Below are 17,243 nucleotides of genomic sequence, written 5' to 3'. Positions count from 1 at the left end.
GGCGCGGGAGAATCGAGGGGTGGGTGAGACGGAGCGGGACCGTGATGAGCGGGGCAGGGCGCGCAGTGCGCGGCCACGGGACGGACTGGGACGGCCACTGCCGTACGGGGCCGCCGGGGTGGAGCGGCAGCCGGAGGGGGTGGCCAGGACGGTCGAGGGCACCCTCGCGGAGGCGCAGGAGTTGCTGGACGCCGGGCGGCCGTTCCATGCGCACGAGGTGTTCGAGGACGCCTGGAAGGCGGATTCCGGTCCGGAGCGGGAGCTGTGGCGCGGGCTGGCGCAGCTCGCGGTGGGGCTGACCCACGCGGCCCGGGGCAACACCACCGGTGGGGCGCGGCTTCTGCTGCGGGGGGCCGGGCGGGTCGCGGACTTCGCCGGTCCCGGCGGGGACGGTCCCCACGGTCTGGACATCCCCGGGCTCGTGGAGTGGGCGCGGGAGCTGGCGGGACGGCTGGCCGGGGAGGCTCCCGTCGACCCGCGCGCGGAGGCGCCCCGGCTGCGGCGTCAGCCACGCTGATCGACCAGGATCACCTCCAGCCGGCGCGGCCCGTGGACGCCCTCGACCCGGTCCAGCTCGATATCGCTGGTCGCGGACGGTCCGGAGATCCAGGTCAGGGGCCGGGACGGGTCGAGCCGGGGCAGCGCCAGCGGCACCGAGGCGACGATCTGCTCCGGCGCCCGTACGACACAGAGGTGGAGGTCGGGGACGAGGGTCAGCGCGCGCCGCCCCTGGTCCGGGCCGCCGTCCAGGACAAGCGTCCCGGTCTCGGCGATGGCGAGCGCGCAGCCGGTGAGGACGGCGTCGAAGCGGTCGAGTTCGGCGGGCGTGAGCGTTCCGCCGCCGCCCCTGCCGCTCCCGCTGCCATTCCCGCCATTCCCGCCGCTCTTGCCGCTCTTGCCGCTCTTGCCGCTCTTGCCGCTCTTGCCGCCACTGTCCCGGCCATCCCCGATATCACCGCCGCCCTCGCCGCTCCTGCCGTCCTCGCCGCCGCTGCCATCCCGGTGGTAGCTGACCGGCGGGGCGTCTGCGGCGTACGGAGTCGGCGGGTGCGCCCCGGTGGGGGTGAGCCAGGCGGCGGGCACGGCGGGCGGGAGCACGACGGTGCGCGCGCCGTGGGCGGCCAGGACCGCCGCGATGGTGGCGGGGAGCCCGGCCGGGGTGGTGCGGCGCACGACGGCCCGGTAGTCGCTGAGGTGGTGGTCGAGCAGGTCGAGCAGGGTGCCGGGGTCGTCGGGGACATGCCGGGGGCGGTAGTCACGCAGAACCTCGGGAGCCTCGGGGCTCCCCGCGACGGCGGCCCGGATCCGGGCGAGCATCTCCTCGCGTGCCGCGCTCACCGGTGGTTCCGCTTCCACCAGTCGCGGAAGGACTCGGCGGGCAGCTCGGGCAGGTCCCGGGCACCGGTCCAGGCGCCGGCGCCCGGGGGGCGGCGTGGCTGGAACCGGCGTGTCCGCAGGGCGAGCCGCTGGCCCGCCGCGAGCGCCCCGGGGTGGTTGAGCACCCAGCCCGCCGCCGCCAGCGCGATCCGTTCGGTCCGGGAGGCCGTGATGCCCTTGTCCGGCGCGTCGGCCCCGGCGGCCGTGTCCACCACGCGTTCCCTCAGCCTCAGCAGCACCTCCGGGATGTCGATGGCGACCGGACAGACCTCGTAGCAGGCCCCGCAGAGGGTGGAGGCGAACGGCAGTGAGGCGTCGAGCGCGCTGTGGACGCCGCGCAGTTGCGGGCCGAGGATCGCGCCGATGGGCCCGGGGTAGACCGATCCGTACGCATGGCCTCCGGCCCGCTCGTACACCGGGCAGACATTGAGACAGGCCGAGCAGCGGATACAGCGCAGGGCCTGGCGGCCGGTGGGGTCGGCGAGGGCGTCGGTGCGGCCGTTGTCGAGCAGCACCAGATGGAAGGCGCGCGGTCCGTCGGCGTCGGTGGTCCCGGTCCACATCGAGGTGTACGGGTTCATCCGCTCGGCCGTCGAGGAGCGTGGCAGGGTCTGGAGGAAGACCTCCAGGTCCCGCCAGGTGGGGACGGTCTTCTCGATGCCGACGACGGAGATCAGCGTCTCGGGCAGGGTCAGGCACATCCGGCCGTTGCCCTCGGACTCGACCACGACGAGGGTGCCGGTCTCGGCGACCATGAAGTTGGCGCCGGAAATGCCCACTTTCGCCCGGAGAAACTTCTCCCGCAGATGGAGCCGGGCCGCCTCGGCGAGCTCGGCGGGGGTGTCGGTGAGCCCGTCGGGGGCCGGGCGGCCCCACTGGCCCATCCGCTCGGCGAAGATCTCCCGGATCTCGGCCCGGTTGCGGTGGATGGCGGGGACCAGGATGTGGGAGGGGCGGTCGTCGCCGAGCTGGACGATGAGTTCGGCGAGGTCGGTCTCGTAGGCGGTGACGCCCTCGGCGGCGAGGGCCTCGTTGAGGCCGATCTCCTGTGTGGCCATGGACTTGACCTTGACGACCTCGGTCTCTCCGGTGGCCTTGACCAGGTCCGTGACGATCCGGTTGGCCTCGGTGGCGTCGGCCGCCCAGTGGACGGTGCCACCGGCGGCGGTGACGGCCGCCTCCAGGCGCTCCAGATGGTGGTCGAGATGGCGCAGCGTCTGGTCCTTGATCCGCTTGCCCGCCTCGCGCAGCCGGTCCCAGTCGTCGAGTTCCGCCACGGCGCGGGCGCGTTTGTCGCGGATGGTGTGGGTGGCGTGGCGCAGGTTGGCCCGCAGCACCGGGTCGCGGACAGCGTCCCGCTCGGCCTCGGGGAACGTGGGCGCGGGGGGTGCGGCGCCGGGGTCGGCTCCCCGAGAGCGGGGGGAACGGGCGAGCCGGGCGGGCATACCGAGGAAGGTCCTGGTCATCGCGGTGCCTCCGAGGTGCTGTCCGAGGCGCCGTTCCTGATCCGCGTTTCCCCGGTGGCCCCGGCGTCCGCTTCCCCGGTGGCTGTATCCGTCGTGTCCGCTTCCGTCGTGGCGAGGATCTCCGCGATATGGAGTGCCCGCAGCGGCTCGTCCTGGCGGTGGATGATGCCCCCGAGGTGGGCGAGGCAGGAGTTGTCCGCGCCGCAGAGCACCTCCGCCCCCGTGGCCAGCGCGGCGCGGATCTTGTCCCGGCCCATGGCGACCGAGACGTCCGGGTTCTTCAGGGCGAAGGTGCCGCCGAAGCCGCAGCACTCCTCGGCCCCGGGCAACTCCCTCAGCTCAAGCCCCCGCACCGCCGCCAGCAGCCGCCGGGGCCGGTCGCCGAGCCCCAGCAGCCGTGCCCCGTGACAGGAGGGGTGGTAGGTGACGGTGTGCGGATAGTGGGCCCCGACATCGGTGACGCCGAGAACGTCCACGAGGAACTCGGTCAGTTCATACGTACGGGCCGCGAGCTCCCGCTCGCCGAAGCCCGGGTAGTGGGCGCGCACCATCGCGGCGCAGGAGCCCGAGGGGGTGACCACATACGGGTATCCGGCGAAGGCGCGGGCGGTGCGGGCGGCGAGGGCGGCGGCGCGGCGGCGGTGGCCGGTGGTGAGGAAGGGCTGGCCACAGCAGGTCTGTCCGGCGGGGAAGTCGACGGTGACGCCGAGGCGTTCCAGCAGGCGTACGGTCGCGATACCGGTGGCCGGGAACACCGCGTCATTGACGCAGGTGACGAGGAGGGCGACACGCATGGTCGGAGGATAGGCCGCGCGCGCCCGCACTCGATAGACGGCACGCGCCCCCCGGTCGAGAGCGCGCGCCGGGCGTGCGGCACACTCTCCGGGTGCGGAAAATCTCTGTGATCGGCATCGGGGCGGGCGACCCCGACCATCTGACGCTCCAGGCCATCAAGGCCATGAACAGGGCCGATGTCTTCTTCTTGCTGGACAAGGGCGAGGAGAAGTCGGATCTGGCCGCGTTGCGGCACACCCTGCTCGACACCCATGTCCCCGCGGGGAGCTATCGACTGGTCGAGGCCCCGGATCCGGAACGGGACCGTCAGACATCGGAGTACTCCTCGGCCGTGGATGACTGGCGCTCCCGTCGCGCCGACATCTGGGAGCGGTGGATCACCGAGGAGCTGGGCGAGGACCAGTCCGGCGCGTTCCTGGTGTGGGGCGACCCGTCCCTGTACGACTCCACGCTCGCGATCCTGGAGGAGATCCTGGAGCGCGGCCGGGTCGCCTTCGAGCACGAGGTGGTGCCCGGGGTCAGCAGTGTCTCCGCGCTCCTGGCCAAGCACCGCACCGGGCTCAACCGGGTGGGCCGCCCGGTCCAGATCACCACCGGCCGCAGGCTGGCGGAGGGCTGGCCGGAGGGCGTGGACGATGTGGTGGTGATGCTGGACGCCCGGCACGCCTTCACCCGCCATCTGGACCAGGACCTGTTCATCTACTGGGGCGCGTACGTGGGCACCGCGGACGAGATCCTGGTGTCGGGGCGGCTGGCCGAGGTGTCGGAGCGGATCGAGCGGCTGCGGACCGAGGCGCGGGAGCGCAAGGGCTGGATCATGGACACCTATCTGCTGCGCCGCCACCCCTGACCCCGGGGCGTGCGTGCCCCCGCGCGCGTAGGGGTAACGCGCTCCCGGACCCGGTCACCCCTCCGGCGGCTGGGGAGTGTCGGCGACTGACGACAACGCGGCGTGGGGGCACCTCCCGGGCCCCTGGGCCCAGGTGGGGGCACCTCCCGGGCCCCTAGGCCCACAGGGTCCTGACATGGGTGAGATGGCGGGTCATCACCTCCCGTACCGCCGTCTCGTCCCGGGTCAGCAGGGCGTCCAGCAGCTCGTGGTGTTCGCGGGCCGACTCCTCCAGCAGGCCCCGTTCGACGAGAGCGGTCAGGCCGTAGAGCCGGGAGCGTTTACGCAGATCCCCGACGACCTCGACGAGATGGGCGTTTCCGGCCAGGGCGAGGAGTCCGAGGTGGAAGCGGCGGTCCGCCTCGATATAGCCGACCAGATCGCCCGTGGCGGCGGTGGCGACGATCTCGTCGGCGACCGGGCGCAGCGCGGTGAGGGCGGCGGGTTCGGCGGTGGCGGTGAGCGCGGTGACCGTCGGGATCTCGATGAGCGCGCGGATCTGGGCGAACTCGTCGAGCTGGGCCTCGGTGACCTCGGTGACCCGGAAGCCCTTGTTGGGGACGGTGGTCACCAGGCCCTCCTTCACCAGGTCGAGCATGGCCTCCCGGACGGGGGTGGCGGAGACCCCGAAACGGGCGGCGAGGGTGGGGGCGGAGTAGATCCGGCCCGGCAGCAGCGTCCCGGCGACGAGGGCGGCGCGCAGGGCGTCCGCCACCCGGGCGCGGTAGGAGGTGCGGCCCTCCAGCGGCGGTAGCGACGGGGCGGCCGCGGGGAGGAGCGCCGCGGGTGGGGCGGTCGCGCGTGGGGCGGTCGCGGGCGGGGTGTGCACGGGCTTCACCGGCGGGGTGTTCACAGGAGGAATCCTGCCGGGAACGGGTCCGTCGGGTCGAGATGGAACTGGGCGGTGGCGGTGATCCACGCCCGCCCGGTCAGCGACGGCAGCACCGCGGGGACACCGCCGACCTCGGTGGTTCCGGTGAGCCGCCCGGTGAACGTCGTACCGATGAAGGACTCGCTGACGAGGTCCTGGTGGAGCGGGAGCAGTCCACGGGCGTGGAGCTGCGCCATCCGCGCCGAGGTGCCGGTGCCGCAGGGGGAGCGGTCGAACCAGCCGGGGTGAATGGCCATCGCGTGCCGGGAGCGCCGGGCGTCGGCGTCCGGGGCGAGGAACTGGACATGGCGAACTCCCCTGATGGCCGGGTCCTCGGGGTGGACCGGCGGGTCATCCGCGTTGACCGCCGCCATCAGGGCGAGAGCGGCGGTGAGGATCTCGTCCTTGTGGGCGCGGTCGAAGGGGAGCCCCAGCCGTTCCAGCGGCAGAATCGCGTAGAAGTTGCCGCCGTAGGCGAGGTCGTAGCGGACCGTGCGCCCGTCGGGGAGGGTGACGGCGCGGTCGAGGGCGGCGCAGTACGAGGGAACGTTGCGCAGGGTCACCGCCGTCGCCGCGCCCCCGCTGACGGCGACCTCGGCGGTGACCAGTCCGGCCGGGGTGTCGAGCCGTACGGTGGTGAACGGTTCGCGCACCGGCACCATCCCGGTCTCGACGAGGACGGTCGCCACACCGATGGCGCCATGGCCGCACATCGGCAGCGCGCCGGAGACCTCGATGAACAGCACGCCGGTATCGGCGTCGGGCCGGGTCGGCGGCTGGAGGATGGCGCCGCTCATGGCGGAGTGGCCGCGGGGTTCGTACATCAGGAAGGTCCGCAGCCCGTCCAGGTGCGCGATCAGATGGGCGCGGCGCTCGGCCATGGTGGCGCCGGGCAGGGTGCCCACGCCTCCGGTGACGACACGGGTGGGCATGCCCTCGGTATGCGAGTCCACGGCGTGCAGCACGCGGGTACTGCGCATCTCAGCGGCCCGTCCCCGCCGTGGTACGGGCCCGGTCCGTCGCCGCGCGGACCGCGGTGAGGTGTTCCGTGGCGAGCGGGGAACGGGGTGGGCGGCACGGCCCCCCGTACCGTCCGGCCGCCTCCATCGCCGCCTTGATCGCCTGGACGAACTCCGGGCGGGAGTCCCAGCGCAGCAGCGGGTGGAGCCGCCGGTAGGCGGCGCGAGCGGCGGTGAGGTCACCGCGGGAGGCGGCGCGGTGGAGCGCCGCGCAGTCGGCGGGCAGGGCGTTGGCGACTCCGGCGATCCATCCCGTGGCCCCGGCGAGGACGAGTTCGAGCAGGACGTCGTCGGCGCCCGCCAGCAGATCGAGCCCGGGGGCGCGTTCGGCGATCTCGTAGGCGCGGCGGACATCGCCGCTGAACTCCTTGACCGCGCGGATATGGCCGTCGGAGTGAAGGGCGGCGAGGAGGGCGGGACTGAGGTCGACCCGGGTGTCGTGGGGGTTGTTGTAGGCGACGACGGGCAGGCCCACGGCGGCGATCCGCGCGTAGTGCTCGCGTACGGCGCGTTCGTCGGCCCGGTAGCCGGTCGGCGGCAGCGCCATCACACTGGCGCAGCCCGCCTCGCGGGCGTGGGTGGCCCAGCGGTGGGCCTCGGCCGCGCCGTAGGCGGAGACCCCGGCCATCACCCGCTCACCGCCGACGGCGGCGACGGCGGTCTCCACGATCCGCCCGCGTTCGCCGGGGGTCAGCGTCTGGTACTCGCCGAGGGATCCGTTGGGCACCACCCCGTCGCAGCCGCTGGCGACCAGCCAGGCGCAGTGGGCGGCGTAGGCGTCGTGGTCGACGGTGAGGTCGTCGCGGAGCGGGAGGGCGGTGGCGACCATGACTCCACGCCAGGGTTCGCGTCGTGTGGTCATCGGGGCTCCTGTGGGTGGGCGGGCCTGTGTGTGGTGTTGGCGTCTGGGGTGTGCGGGCCTGGGGTGTGCGGGTCCGGGGTGTCCAGGCGTTCGGCGGCTCGACGCGGGGTGCCCTGTCGGTCGCCGGAGGGGCAGGAGAAGTCGGAGGGGTCGGAGAAGTCAGAGGGGCTGGGCGGACCGGAGGGGCCGGAGGGATCCAGGCGGGCGAGGACGGCCAGCGGCACCGGCCGGTCGAAGGGCCTGCGTACGGTCTCCGGCCCGGTGCCGGCCACGGCGGCGACACCGGGGCCGCAGATCCGCCCCTGGCACCAGCCCATCCCGGCGCGGGTGAGGAGTTTGACGGTCCGGGCGTCCGTGGCGCCGAGCTCGTCGACGGCCCGTCGGATCCGGCCCGCCGTGACCTCCTCGCAGCGGCAGACGACGGTGTCGTCCGGCAGGCTCCGGCAGGGCGCGCTGTCGGGCGGGTGGACCTGGTCGAGTACGGAGGCGAACCGCCGCAGCCGGGCGCGGCTCCACAGGGCCCGGGCACGGCGGCGCGAGGGCGCCCCGGCGAGCCAGGCGGCCGCGTCACGTCCGGCGATCTCGCCCTCGGCGCGGGCCAGGGAGGCGCCGCCGATCCCGCAGATCTCCCCGGCCGCCCATACCCCGGGCACATCGGTGCGCTGCCGCGCGTCGGCCACCACCCCGCCGGGCGTGGTCCGGCAGCCCAGCGCGGCGGCCACTTCGGTCCGGGGCAGCAGCCCGTGCCCGACGGCGAGCGCGTCACACTCCACCCTCCGTACCGCTCCCCCGCCGACCGGCGCGAGGGTGACGGACGCGATCCGTCCGTCCCCTTCGGCGGCGCGGACGGAGTGCCGGGTGAGGACGGGGACACGGTGGCGCGCGAGCCGGAGTCCGTACCCGGCGGCCTCGGCCAGCTTGGCGGGGTGCCGTACGAGGACCGGGGCGTGCCGGACGTACGTACGGGGGTCGGCCGACTCGACCAGCGCGGCGACCGCGGCTCCGGCCGAGGCGAGGGCGGTGGCGACGGGGAGCAGCAGCGGTCCCGTCCCCGCGACGACGATCCGGCGGCCGGGCAGGGCGAGCCCGCCCTTGAGCATCGCCTGGGCGCCACCCGCCGTGACCACTCCGGGCAGGGTCCAGCCGGGGAAGGGCAGGACCCGTTCAGCGGCCCCGGTGGCCAGCAGGAGCGCGGGTGCGGTGAGGGTGGTGGGGCGGTCGTCGCCGTCGAGGGCGTGCAGGGTGAAGCCGCCTTCCCCGTGTTCCACGGACCAGAGGTGGAGCCCGGGGAGCCAGCGGATCCGACCCCTGCGGCGGTGTGCCCAGAGCCGCTGGAGCAGCCGGGTCCAGGTGGGGTGGTGGCGCGGGCGGGGGCCGGTGGTGGCGAGCGCGGGCGCGGGGCGGCGGTGGATCTGGCCACCGGGCCGGGGGCCGGAGTCGAGCAGCAACACCACCGGGACACCGCCGTCGGCGGCCGCGACGGCGGCGGCGACCCCGGCGGGTCCGGCTCCGACGACGGCGAGGACCGGAGTGGCGGGGGGTGGGGGTGCGATAGGGGCCCGCGGGAACGAGGCCGGGGCCTGGCGGGACGGGCTCAGGGGCGGCTGGTCGGCGCCCGGGTCCGGCCCCGGCCCATCGGCGGCCCCTTTCATGTCAGCGGCCTCGGGGGAGCCTCTCCGGGCCGCTCGGAGTACGCGTTCATCGTGGCTCCTCCGTCGGTGGACGGGCCGTGGCCGTCCCCTCGTTGGGTGCGGATCACATCGCCGGGGGCGGCGGGGGTGAGACAGGCCCGCCGGTTGGGCCGGTCGTTGACGGTGACCAGACAGTCGAAGCAGATCCCGATGCCGCAGAACGCCCCGCGCGGCTCCCCGCTCCGGGTGGTGCGCCAGGCGACCGTGCCCGCCGACCACAGGACGGCGGCGAGGCTCTGGCCCGGCAGCGCGGGAAGGGGATCGCCGTCGAAGGTGATGGTGAAGGGGGTGGGCATGGGCCTCCTCGGGGAGCGCGGGGCGGGCGGTCCGGGTCAGGGGCGGTACGCCAGGGCCGGGGGGTCCCCGAACCGGGTGGGGCGGAACGGTGCCGGATCCAGTTCGGGTGGCTCACCGCACAGAGCGCGTGTGATCAACAGGGCCGTGCCCGGCGCCAGTCCGACCCCGGCACCCTCGTGGCCGCAGGCGTGGTGGAGTCCGGGCGCTCGCGGATCGGGGCCGATCACCGGCAGGTGGTCGGGTACGGAGGGACGGAAACCCAGGTAGGCGCGGAGGGCCTGGACCCGGCCGAGGAAGGGGAAGAGCGCGGTCGCGCGGGCGGCCAGCGCTCCGGTGACCGCCGTCGGCAGCCGCCGGTCGAACCCGGTGTGCTCGCGACTGGAGCCGATGAGCACGGGCCCCGCCTCGGTGGACTCGACGACCGGGGAGACCCTGAGGGCGTCGGTGTCGGACGCGACGTCGCCGACGTAGTCCGCCGCGTAGACCTTGTGCCGGATCACACGCGGCGGCAGGGGCTCGGTGACCAGGACGACGCCCCGGCGGGGCCGGACGGGCAGCGAGAGCCCGGCGCGGGCGGCGAGTTCGGCGCCCCAGACGCCCGCCGCGTTGACCACGGCGGGCGCGTGGACGTCGCCGCGCGTGGTGCGGACGCCTTGGACCCGGCCGGAGCGGTCCCGCACCACGGCCACCACCTCTGTACCGGTCCACAGGTCCGCGCCGAGACGGCGGGCGGCGCGCACCCAGTGGGCGGCGGCGAGGGCGGGCATGACCTGGCTGTCCTGGGGGTAGTGGACCGCGCCCGCGAACCCGGGGGCGAGCAGGGGTTCGAGGGCGGTCACCCCGTCGGCGGTGACGGTACGGGCGTCGACGCCCTCGGCGCGCTGGGCGGCGGCGAGCGCGGTGAGGGCGGCGAGCGCGGCGGGCCGGCCGGCGACGACGAGACCGCCCTTGGGCCGGTACTCCACGGCGGTCGCGAAGGACGGCGACTCCTCGGCCAGGTCGCGCCAGAGCCGCAGGGAGAGCAGGGCGAGTCTCAGCTCGGGGCCCGGTTCCTTGTCGGAGACCAGGAGGTTCCCCTCGCCCGCTCCGGTGGTGCCACCGGCGACCCCGCCACGGTCGATGAGCAGGGGCCGCAGTCCGGCGCGTACGGCGTAGAAGGCACAGGCGGCGCCGACCACGCCCGCGCCGACGATCACGACATCACATCCGTGACGAAGGCTCACCTCAGTACCATGTCACATGCTATGGCGGCCGCCCAGAGGCCGGGCGCGGATCCGGACAGCGGCGGCGCGTCGCGTCCCGTGTCCGCGTACAGGTGCGGGTGCCGCGTACAGGTGCGGACACCGCGTACAGGTGCGGACACCGCGTACGGGTGCGTGGTCGTGCGCGGGCGCGGAGTCGCGGGCGAGTACCGAGTCGTACCCGAGTACGGACCGCGCGCGGTCGTGGTGGCCGGAATGACCCGGCGGAGCCCGGACCGCGCCGCGTCGAGGGCGACCGGTGGACCGCCCGCCGCACCCCCGTGAGCGCGGACGCCGCCGCGCGCCGACCCGTCCCACGCCTCCTTCGAGTGAGCCCGCGCGTCGGGCCGCGCCGGGCGACCCCGGCGTACAGATGCCCGCCACCGTCCCGTCCCTCCCCCGCGGGTGCGCAGGTCAACCACGTTCCTCACACAACCCGTTGTTCAGTAGCACGAGCCTGGTACGGGCGTGACGTCCGGTGCGCCGCGCTGAACAGGCAGAACGTCCACGCGCTCCGGAGTGCGCGGGCGCACCCCTCGAAGCGGCGCGCGCCGCTGGCGGTGGACCGCCCCCTGACGGGCTCTAAGATCACGGCGGCGGCCGGGGTGATTCGGCCGGAAAGGGGCGTGAGCCGGTGGCGGGGATCGACCAGATGGAGCGGAACGACGGCGGGGTGCGGATGCACACCGTCGGCGCGGGACTGCGACTGCGCAACGGACGGGAGGTGCTCCGGGGCGTCACCCTCGACATCCCACCCGGGCGGCTCGTCGGCATCGCGGGCGGCAGCGGCGCGGGCAAGACCCTGCTGCTGGAGACGCTCGCCGGGCTCCGCCGCCCCGGTCGTGGCCTGGTGCGCCACGACGGCCTGGAGCCCGCCGAGGCGGCCGTCCCGTTCGGTTTCGTTCCCCAGGACGACATCCTCCACCGTGGTCTGGGGCTCCGCCGGGGGCTCTGGTACGCGGCCCGGCTGCGGGGCGCGGACCCGGGCGATGTCGACCGCGTCCTGGACCGGCTGGGGCTCGGCGCCCGCGCCGCCCAGCGCGTCGACACCCTCAGCGGTGGCGAGCGCAAACGGGCCGGGATCGCGGTGGAACTGCTCTCCCGGCCGCGTGCCCTCTTCCTCGACGAGCCCACCTCGGGGCTGGACCCGGCGACCGGCGCCACCTTGATGGAGACCCTCACCGAGCTCGCCGCCGGCGGGGTGACGGTGGTGCTCACCACCCACTCCCCCGCCGATCTGGCCCGCTGTGACCTGGTGGTCTTTCTGACCCCCGAGGGTGCCCTGGCCCACGCGGGCACCCCCGAGGAGACGGTGGATCACTTCGGCGCCGAAGACCTCACGGGGGTGTACGCGGAGGTCGCCGCCCTCCCGGCCGCCCCGGAGCCCGCGCCGGCGGCCGCCCCGCAGCCGCGGACGCGGGTACGGTCCCGGGGACGCCGTCCGGGCCCCGGGCCGCTGACACAGTGGCTGCTGCTGACCCGGCGCGGCGGGGAGATCCTGCTGCGGGACCGGCTCTCCGCGGCGATCGTCGCGGGCTCCCCGCTGATGATCGTGGCCATGTTCGCGCTGCTGTTCCGGCCCGGGGTGTTCGACCCGGCGCGGCCGAGTCCGTCGGCGGCGGCGATGGTGCTGTTCTGGATCGGCTTCGGCGCGTTCTTCTTCGGACTGGCGTACGGACTGCTCCAGATCTGCGGGGAGCTGGCCGTGGTGCGCCGGGAGCGGCTCACCACGCTGCGGCTCGGCCCGTACGTGGCCAGCAAGATCACCCTGCTGCTGCCGGTGCTGGCGCTGGCGGACGCCGCGCTGCTGGCGGTGTTGCGGGCGCTGGACCGGCTGCCGGACGCGGGCCTCGGTGTGTACTCCTCGCTGCTGGTCACCAGTGTGCTGGCGTCCGCCGCCGGGCTGGCACTGGGGCTGCTGACCTCGGCGGCGGTCTCGGACCCGGGGCAGGCGGCGCTGATGCTGCCGCTGCTGTGCTTCCCCCAGGTGCTCTTCTCGGGCGCGTTCGTCCCCGTACCGCTGATGGCGGCGGCGGGGCAGTGGCTCAGCGCGGCGATGACCAACCGCTGGGCCTTCGAGGCGCTCGGCGCGGGCGCCGGTCTGGAGGCGCTGTGGGCGGGCGGCGGCTCCCCGCTGGGGCCGCCGCTGCTCACCTCCTACGGGGACAGCTTCTCCCACGAGCCATGGTCGCGCTGGCTGCTGCTGGCCGCCTTCACGACGCTCTTCCTGCTCGCCGCGCACCGGGTGCTGGACCGGCGCTGCCCGACCGTCAGCAGGCCGGTGCTGAGCAGGTCCTTGCTGAGCAAGCCCGTGCTCAGCACGTCAGACGAGGGCTGAGGTCGTCGGCGTACGGCAACTGGTCGCGGTAGGTGCCGGCGAGGAAGCGCAGCAGCGCGTCCACGTCCCCCGGGCTGGAGGAGAGCCCCAGGGAGACCCGCACGGCACCGCCGGAGGACAGTCCGAGCCGGGGCAGATACTCGTCGATGGAGGTCACCGTGGCATCGCGGCCGGTGCGGCGCAGGGCGCGGCGGCTGATCTCGAAGGCCGCTTCCCCGGCGCCCGGGTTGCAGAAGCAGCCGGTCCGCAGGGATATCCGGGCGGCGGAGCTGTCCCGGGCCACGATCCGTTCGTCGACGACCCGGCCGTCCGCGTCGAGCACGTTCAGCGCGACGGTGCCGCCACGGCGGTGGGTGGTGCGCGGCCCGTACAGCCGCACCAGGGGGCTGCCGTCGCTGTGGCGCAGGGCCAGCAGCCCGGCGAGGAGACGGCCCGTCAGCCGGGTGACATGGTCGTGTATCGCGCCCATCCCGAGGGACTCGATCCAGTCGAGCCCGGTGGTGACCTCGGGGATGGCGTGGAAGTCGACCGTGCCGTCCTCGAAGGCGGCGGGTCCCTCCGCCATCCGGTGCCACTGGCCCTGCGCGCTGACCACCTGGATGGTGCCCCCGGAGAACCAGGGCCGCCGCAGCAGCCGCAGGGCGCTGGTGCGGGCGATGAGGACCCCGACCCCGGTGGGGTAGCCGAAGACCTTGTACCAGCTCAGCACGGTGAAGTCGGCGGGCCAGCGGCTGAGCCGCAGCGCGTTGGTGGGGGCGTAGGCGGCGGCGTCGAGCAGGACGTGCCAGCCCGCCTCCTGGGCGGCGGGTATCCACTCCAGCGGATGCTGGACACCGCTGAAGTTGCTCTGCGCCGGATAGGCGAACAGTCCGCGCCGGGCGCGCAGCGCGCGCAGCAGGTCCTCGTCGCCGACCCGCATCTCGGGCCCGGTGAGCGGTACGTAGGTGGTGGGCGTCGAACGGGCCCGGGCGAACGCGCGTAATCCGTTGACCGAGTTGTGGTTGTCGAGGGTCAGCAGCAGTTCGGCGCGGCGGCGGCGGAACGGATACGCCTCGCCGACCAGTCGGCAGGCGGCGGTCGCGTTGGCGGTGAAGACGACGGTGAACTCGGCGGGGTCGGCCCCGGCGAAGTCGAGGACGCGCCGTCTCGCCTCCTCCACCAGGGCGGTGGTGCGCGCGGACGCGGGACTGTCGGTGTGGGGGTTGCCGAAGACTCCCCGGGTCAGTCGTTCGGTCTGCGCGTGGAGCTGGCGCTGGGCGGGCAGCGCCGCCCCGGTGTGGTCGAGATAGATCTGGCGGGTCTCGTCGAGGTATCCGTACTCCAGGGCGCGCACCCGTGCGAAATCGGTGTCGGCGGCGGCCACGTCGGGGTAGTCCCGGCGCGGCCGTCGATCTTCGGTCCCCGTGGTTTCCATGGCCACGACCTCCCAGTTCTCCCCTGATCACCCAGGATGCGGGGCGGTACGGCGCGGCGGCAAGAAGGCGAGGGCGGCGTACTGGATCACGAAGGTCTCGCACAGCCGCACGTCAGCCCGGGGCACTCCCGGCCCCTCGCCCGGGGTACGCGAAGGGGGCCGTACCGAGGTGGTACGGCCCCCTGGGGGGTGGGCTCCCCGGCGTGCGGGGCGGGGTCCGGGGTCCGTCAACGACGGGGACGGACCACCGCCGCGCACGGCGTCTGGCTAGCGCCAGTCCCCGGGGATCTGGGCGATCTGCTGGAAGAAGTCCCATTTCTCGGGACGGTGCTTGGGGCTGTCCCAGCGGGCGCCCTGGCCGACCCACAGGCCCCGGAGCTCGCGCACCTGACCGATGTTCTCGTCGCCGATCCCGGACTCGTTGCCGCAGCACTCGCAGATGACGTAGTTGGGCACGCCGTTCGCGTCGTACAGTTCGGCGCCGTCGTCGAGACCGCAGATTCGGCAGGCGGTCGGCATCGGGCTCTCCATCATCGTGCCTCTGTCGGTTCTTGCCCGGTGAGTGTCGGTACCGGGGCGGGGTGTGCCATGTCTCCGGTCACCTGTACTGGGTTCCGCGACCGGGGTTATTCAACCAGTCCTCAAGAGAGCCCTGGTATCCGCCCGGGTTCGTCTCCCGGTCGTACGGGCGGGGCTTGTACATGGTCTGGGGCACACCCTTGTCGGTGTACGCGGCGTAGATGTTCCGCTTCTCGTCGTAGAGCGCGAGCCGTCCGTTGCCCTGGTCGTAGATGCGGTAGCCCGGCGTGTACTTGCGCATCATCGCCAGGCTTCCGTAGGAGTGCGCCAGCTGCACATACTCCTTGGCGTTGTTCAGCTCGGAGAACTCGCCCTTGTGCTTGCTCCAGTGCGACACCGCGTTCCCGGCGTGGGTCAGGCCCTTCCGCGGGTTGTCGGACCAGATGTTCGGCACCATGCCCCGGGCACGCTGCGACTTGAGGTACGCCTCCAGCGCGTTGGCGCCCTTGGCGCTGAGCTTGCCGCCGGTGGCGCCCCAGCCGAAGAAGGGGACCATCGCGGCGCAGGAGAGGCTGGCGTTGAGGGTGTCGCCCTCGGCGCCGTACCAGCCGCAGTTGATGCCGTCGGCGACCTCACCGAAGACGGGGACGAGGCCGAGACCGTCGAGGGCGAGGTGACCGCCTTCCTTGACGGTGTCCCACCAGTCGGTCTCCTCCTCCTTCATCGACTCCTGCCACTCGTCCTCCATTTTCTGGAGCTGGTCGGTGTCGGCGCGCTTCTGCGCGTCGCGACGCGCGGCCTCCCGCTCGTCGCGGTACTTCTTGACCGTGATGACCAGGGCCTCGACAGCGGCGACAGCGGCGGTCGCGGCGTCCTTGCCCGCCTTGATCGCGTCCGCGCGGGCGGTGTTGGCGGAGGCCCAGGCGGCGCTGGCGGAGCCGCGCGCGGACGCGGCCGAGCCCTCGGCGCGGGCGGCGTGGGCACCGGCCTGCCGGGCGGAGCGGTGGGCGCTGGCCTCGGCGTTGCGGGCGACCTTGGCCGACTGGGCGGCCTGGGCCGCGGACGCCTCGGCGTCCTTGGCGGACTGGTTGGCCTGGGCCGCGTAGCCGTCCGCCTCCTTCGCGGAAGCGGCGGCGGCGTTCTTGTACTTCTCGGCGTCGGCGGCGGCCTTACGGGCGACGGCGGCGACGCGCTGCGCCTCGTTGGCGTAGATCTGTGCCCGGGCGGCGACGAGGCTGGCCCCGGCGATCAGGCCCTGGACCCGCTGGACATGGGTCGCGGCGAGGTGGTCCTTGCGCTGGGCCATGTACTGCCCGTTGTCGACGAAGGCCCGCATCATCTCGCGGGAGCCTTCCATCGCGATACGCGCGGCGGCCTTCACCTCAGGGGTGCCGCTGCCCACGAGCTGTACGGCGCGGACCCGGTCGTCCTGCTCGCGCGACACGTACTGCCCGGTGGTGATGAAGTCCCGCAGCGCCTGGGCGTTGCCCGCGTTGAGGGCCGCCTGACCGGCGTCCTTCACCCCACGGCCGGGGGCGGCGCTGACGATCTGGGTGACCTGCACCCCGTAGTCGTGGATGGCGGCCTGGTGCTGACCGGCCTCCAGGAACGTCTTGATCTGGGCGGGGGTGCCGTCGAGCGCCGACTCGGCGGCGGTACGGACCGGGGCGACCTCGGAGACCGTGGCGAGCTGCTCCACCCGGCCGAACTCGTCGCGCTCGGCGGACGACTTCCACTCGGTGCGGACGTAGTCGGTCACGACCTTGTCGTCGCTGGCGAGGGCGACCTCGGCGGCCAGCCTGCTCCAGGGGCCACGGGTCTTCATCGCGAGGACGGCGACCTTACGGCCCTTGGTGGCGACCTGTGCGGGGTCGGCGCCGGGCTGGTTGGCCTCGGCGGCGAGGCGGATGGCCTCCGCGTCGAGGTCCTTGGCCTCCTGACGGGCGCGGTTGATCTCCGCGAGCCGCTCGTCGTCCCGGGTCTTGAGGTCCTTGGCCTGCTCGATCGCGGCGGCGGTACGGGCCGCGAGCTCCTGGGCCTCGATCTCACGGGCCAGGTCGAACGTGGTCTTGGCCTTGGCCACGGCGGCGGTGGCGGCGTTGGCGGCCTGGGTCGCGGCGTTGGCGTGGGCGGTCGACTTGGCCGCGGCGGTGGCGGCGTCGCCCGCGTGCTGGGCGGCCTCGTCGGCCGCGACGGCGGCCTTCTCGGCGTGGTCGGCGGCCGAGTTGGCCGCGTCCCGCGCCTCGTTGGCCGCGGTGGCCGAGCGGTCGGCGAGCGCGACGGCGGCGTTGGCGGCACGCGTGGCCTCACCGGCGTGGCGGCGGGCCTCACCGGCGGCGGCAGCGCCCGTACCAACCTCACGCTGATGGCCCCGGCCGCCCCCGGCGGCGGCTGGGACCTCGCGGCCCGCGAATCGCAGCAGGCGATGCGCTCCTCCGGCGTCGTGAACAACGTCCAGGTGGTC

General features: G+C 74.3%; 14 protein-coding genes and 1 pseudogene. 3 read left to right on the top strand and 12 right to left on the bottom strand.

The genetic code is table 11. The features are described 5' to 3' along the window. Nucleotides 1-19 precede the first annotated feature (19 nt). Nucleotides 20-517, top strand: coding sequence for a DUF309 domain-containing protein (locus tag ACFVIM_RS02430; RefSeq protein WP_384297463.1), 498 nt, complete (start codon nt 20-22; stop codon nt 515-517). On the opposite strand, the gene ACFVIM_RS02425 is transcribed toward ACFVIM_RS02430, so the two are convergent. The 3 genes from ACFVIM_RS02425 to ACFVIM_RS02415 are packed head-to-tail and all read right to left on the bottom strand — an operon-like array spanning nt 505 to nt 3,637. Next, a complete protein-coding gene (locus ACFVIM_RS02425; protein ID WP_384297461.1) occupies nt 505-1,338 on the bottom strand; it encodes a lactate utilization protein C in 834 nt (277 codons plus the stop codon). The genes ACFVIM_RS02430 and ACFVIM_RS02425 overlap by 13 nt on opposite strands. Then, nucleotides 1,335-2,843, bottom strand: coding sequence for a lactate utilization protein B (locus tag ACFVIM_RS02420; protein WP_384297460.1), 1,509 nt, complete (start codon nt 2,841-2,843; stop codon nt 1,335-1,337). The genes ACFVIM_RS02425 and ACFVIM_RS02420 overlap by 4 nt, the downstream gene beginning before the upstream one ends. Then, nucleotides 2,840-3,637: a (Fe-S)-binding protein gene (locus ACFVIM_RS02415; protein ID WP_384297459.1), complete on the bottom strand. Its 798-nt coding sequence runs from the start codon at nt 3,635-3,637 to the stop codon at nt 2,840-2,842. Before ACFVIM_RS02415 ends, ACFVIM_RS02420 begins: the two co-directional genes overlap by 4 nt. Before the next feature lie 92 nt (nt 3,638-3,729). On the opposite strand from ACFVIM_RS02415, the gene cobF reads away from it, so the two are divergent. Further along, complete coding sequence (gene cobF, locus ACFVIM_RS02410; protein WP_384297457.1) at nt 3,730-4,488, top strand: precorrin-6A synthase (deacetylating); 759 nt, start codon at nt 3,730-3,732, stop codon at nt 4,486-4,488. Between the two features lie 154 nt (nt 4,489-4,642). On the opposite strand, the gene ACFVIM_RS02405 is transcribed toward cobF, so the two are convergent. The 6 genes and pseudogenes from ACFVIM_RS02405 to ACFVIM_RS02380 all read right to left on the bottom strand — a co-directional run bounded on the left by ACFVIM_RS02405 (nt 4,643) and on the right by ACFVIM_RS02380 (nt 10,490). Further along, complete coding sequence (locus tag ACFVIM_RS02405) at nt 4,643-5,272, bottom strand: GntR family transcriptional regulator (protein WP_384297510.1); 630 nt, start codon at nt 5,270-5,272, stop codon at nt 4,643-4,645. A 104-nt stretch (nt 5,273-5,376) separates the two neighbouring features. Continuing rightward, entirely contained in the window at nt 5,377-6,378 is a 1,002-nt protein-coding gene (locus ACFVIM_RS02400; RefSeq protein ID WP_384297456.1) for a proline racemase family protein, read from the bottom strand. A gap of 1 nt (nt 6,379) precedes the next feature. Continuing rightward, nucleotides 6,380-7,279 carry a dihydrodipicolinate synthase family protein gene (locus ACFVIM_RS02395; protein WP_384297454.1) on the bottom strand — a complete coding sequence of 300 codons (900 nt, stop codon included), beginning with the start codon at nt 7,277-7,279 and terminating at the stop codon, nt 6,380-6,382. Further along, nucleotides 7,276-8,931: an FAD-dependent oxidoreductase gene (locus ACFVIM_RS02390; RefSeq protein ID WP_384297453.1), complete on the bottom strand. Its 1,656-nt coding sequence runs from the start codon at nt 8,929-8,931 to the stop codon at nt 7,276-7,278. Before ACFVIM_RS02390 ends, ACFVIM_RS02395 begins: the two co-directional genes overlap by 4 nt. A gap of 77 nt (nt 8,932-9,008) precedes the next feature. Continuing rightward, a pseudogene (locus ACFVIM_RS02385) lies at nt 9,009-9,266 on the bottom strand ((2Fe-2S)-binding protein); the annotation flags it as partial. Between the two features lie 36 nt (nt 9,267-9,302). Further along, the gene (locus tag ACFVIM_RS02380; protein ID WP_384297452.1) at nt 9,303-10,490 is read right to left on the bottom strand and encodes an NAD(P)/FAD-dependent oxidoreductase; all 1,188 of its coding nucleotides are present in this window, start codon (nt 10,488-10,490) and stop codon (nt 9,303-9,305) included. Between the two features lie 652 nt (nt 10,491-11,142). Here ACFVIM_RS02380 and ACFVIM_RS02375 point away from each other — a divergent pair. After that, nucleotides 11,143-12,846, top strand: coding sequence for an ATP-binding cassette domain-containing protein (locus ACFVIM_RS02375; RefSeq protein ID WP_384297450.1), 1,704 nt, complete (start codon nt 11,143-11,145; stop codon nt 12,844-12,846). On the opposite strand, the gene ACFVIM_RS02370 is transcribed toward ACFVIM_RS02375, so the two are convergent. From ACFVIM_RS02370 to ACFVIM_RS02360, 3 genes are all read right to left on the bottom strand, one after another. After that, nucleotides 12,824-14,260 (bottom strand): aminotransferase class V-fold PLP-dependent enzyme, encoded by a 1,437-nt coding sequence (locus tag ACFVIM_RS02370; RefSeq protein WP_384297449.1) that lies wholly within the window; start codon nt 14,258-14,260, stop codon nt 12,824-12,826. The two genes, ACFVIM_RS02375 and ACFVIM_RS02370, sit on opposite strands and share 23 nt — an antisense overlap. A 267-nt stretch (nt 14,261-14,527) precedes the next feature. Then, nucleotides 14,528-14,779 (bottom strand): hypothetical protein, encoded by a 252-nt coding sequence (locus tag ACFVIM_RS02365; RefSeq protein WP_384297447.1) that lies wholly within the window; start codon nt 14,777-14,779, stop codon nt 14,528-14,530. Nucleotides 14,780-14,858: 79 nt separating this feature from the next. After that, a partial coding sequence (locus ACFVIM_RS02360) for a hypothetical protein (protein WP_384297446.1) occupies nt 14,859-17,243 on the bottom strand: 2,385 nt, incomplete at its 5' end.

The sequence above is a fragment of the Streptomyces sp. NPDC057638 genome, from assembly GCF_042800315.1.
In the GTDB taxonomy this organism is placed as follows: Bacteria; Actinomycetota; Actinomycetes; order Streptomycetales; family Streptomycetaceae; genus Streptomyces.
The sequence above is the reverse complement of the archived record's forward strand: the minus strand, read 5'-3'. Positions and strand labels throughout refer to the sequence as shown.

Coding starts and splice junctions, on each gene's coding strand:
- ACFVIM_RS02420 (WP_384297460.1), bottom strand. CDS start 2,843: ATGACCAGGACCTTCCTCGGTATGCCCGCCCGGCTCGCCCGTTCCCCC.
- ACFVIM_RS02400 (WP_384297456.1), bottom strand. CDS start 6,378: ATGCGCAGTACCCGCGTGCTGCACGCCGTGGACTCGCATACCGAGGGC.
- ACFVIM_RS02415 (WP_384297459.1), bottom strand. CDS start 3,637: ATGCGTGTCGCCCTCCTCGTCACCTGCGTCAATGACGCGGTGTTCCCG.
- ACFVIM_RS02370 (WP_384297449.1), bottom strand. CDS start 14,260: ATGGAAACCACGGGGACCGAAGATCGACGGCCGCGCCGGGACTACCCC.
- ACFVIM_RS02390 (WP_384297453.1), bottom strand. CDS start 8,931: ATGAAAGGGGCCGCCGATGGGCCGGGGCCGGACCCGGGCGCCGACCAG.
- ACFVIM_RS02395 (WP_384297454.1), bottom strand. CDS start 7,279: ATGACCACACGACGCGAACCCTGGCGTGGAGTCATGGTCGCCACCGCC.
- ACFVIM_RS02365 (WP_384297447.1), bottom strand. CDS start 14,779: ATGCCGACCGCCTGCCGAATCTGCGGTCTCGACGACGGCGCCGAACTG.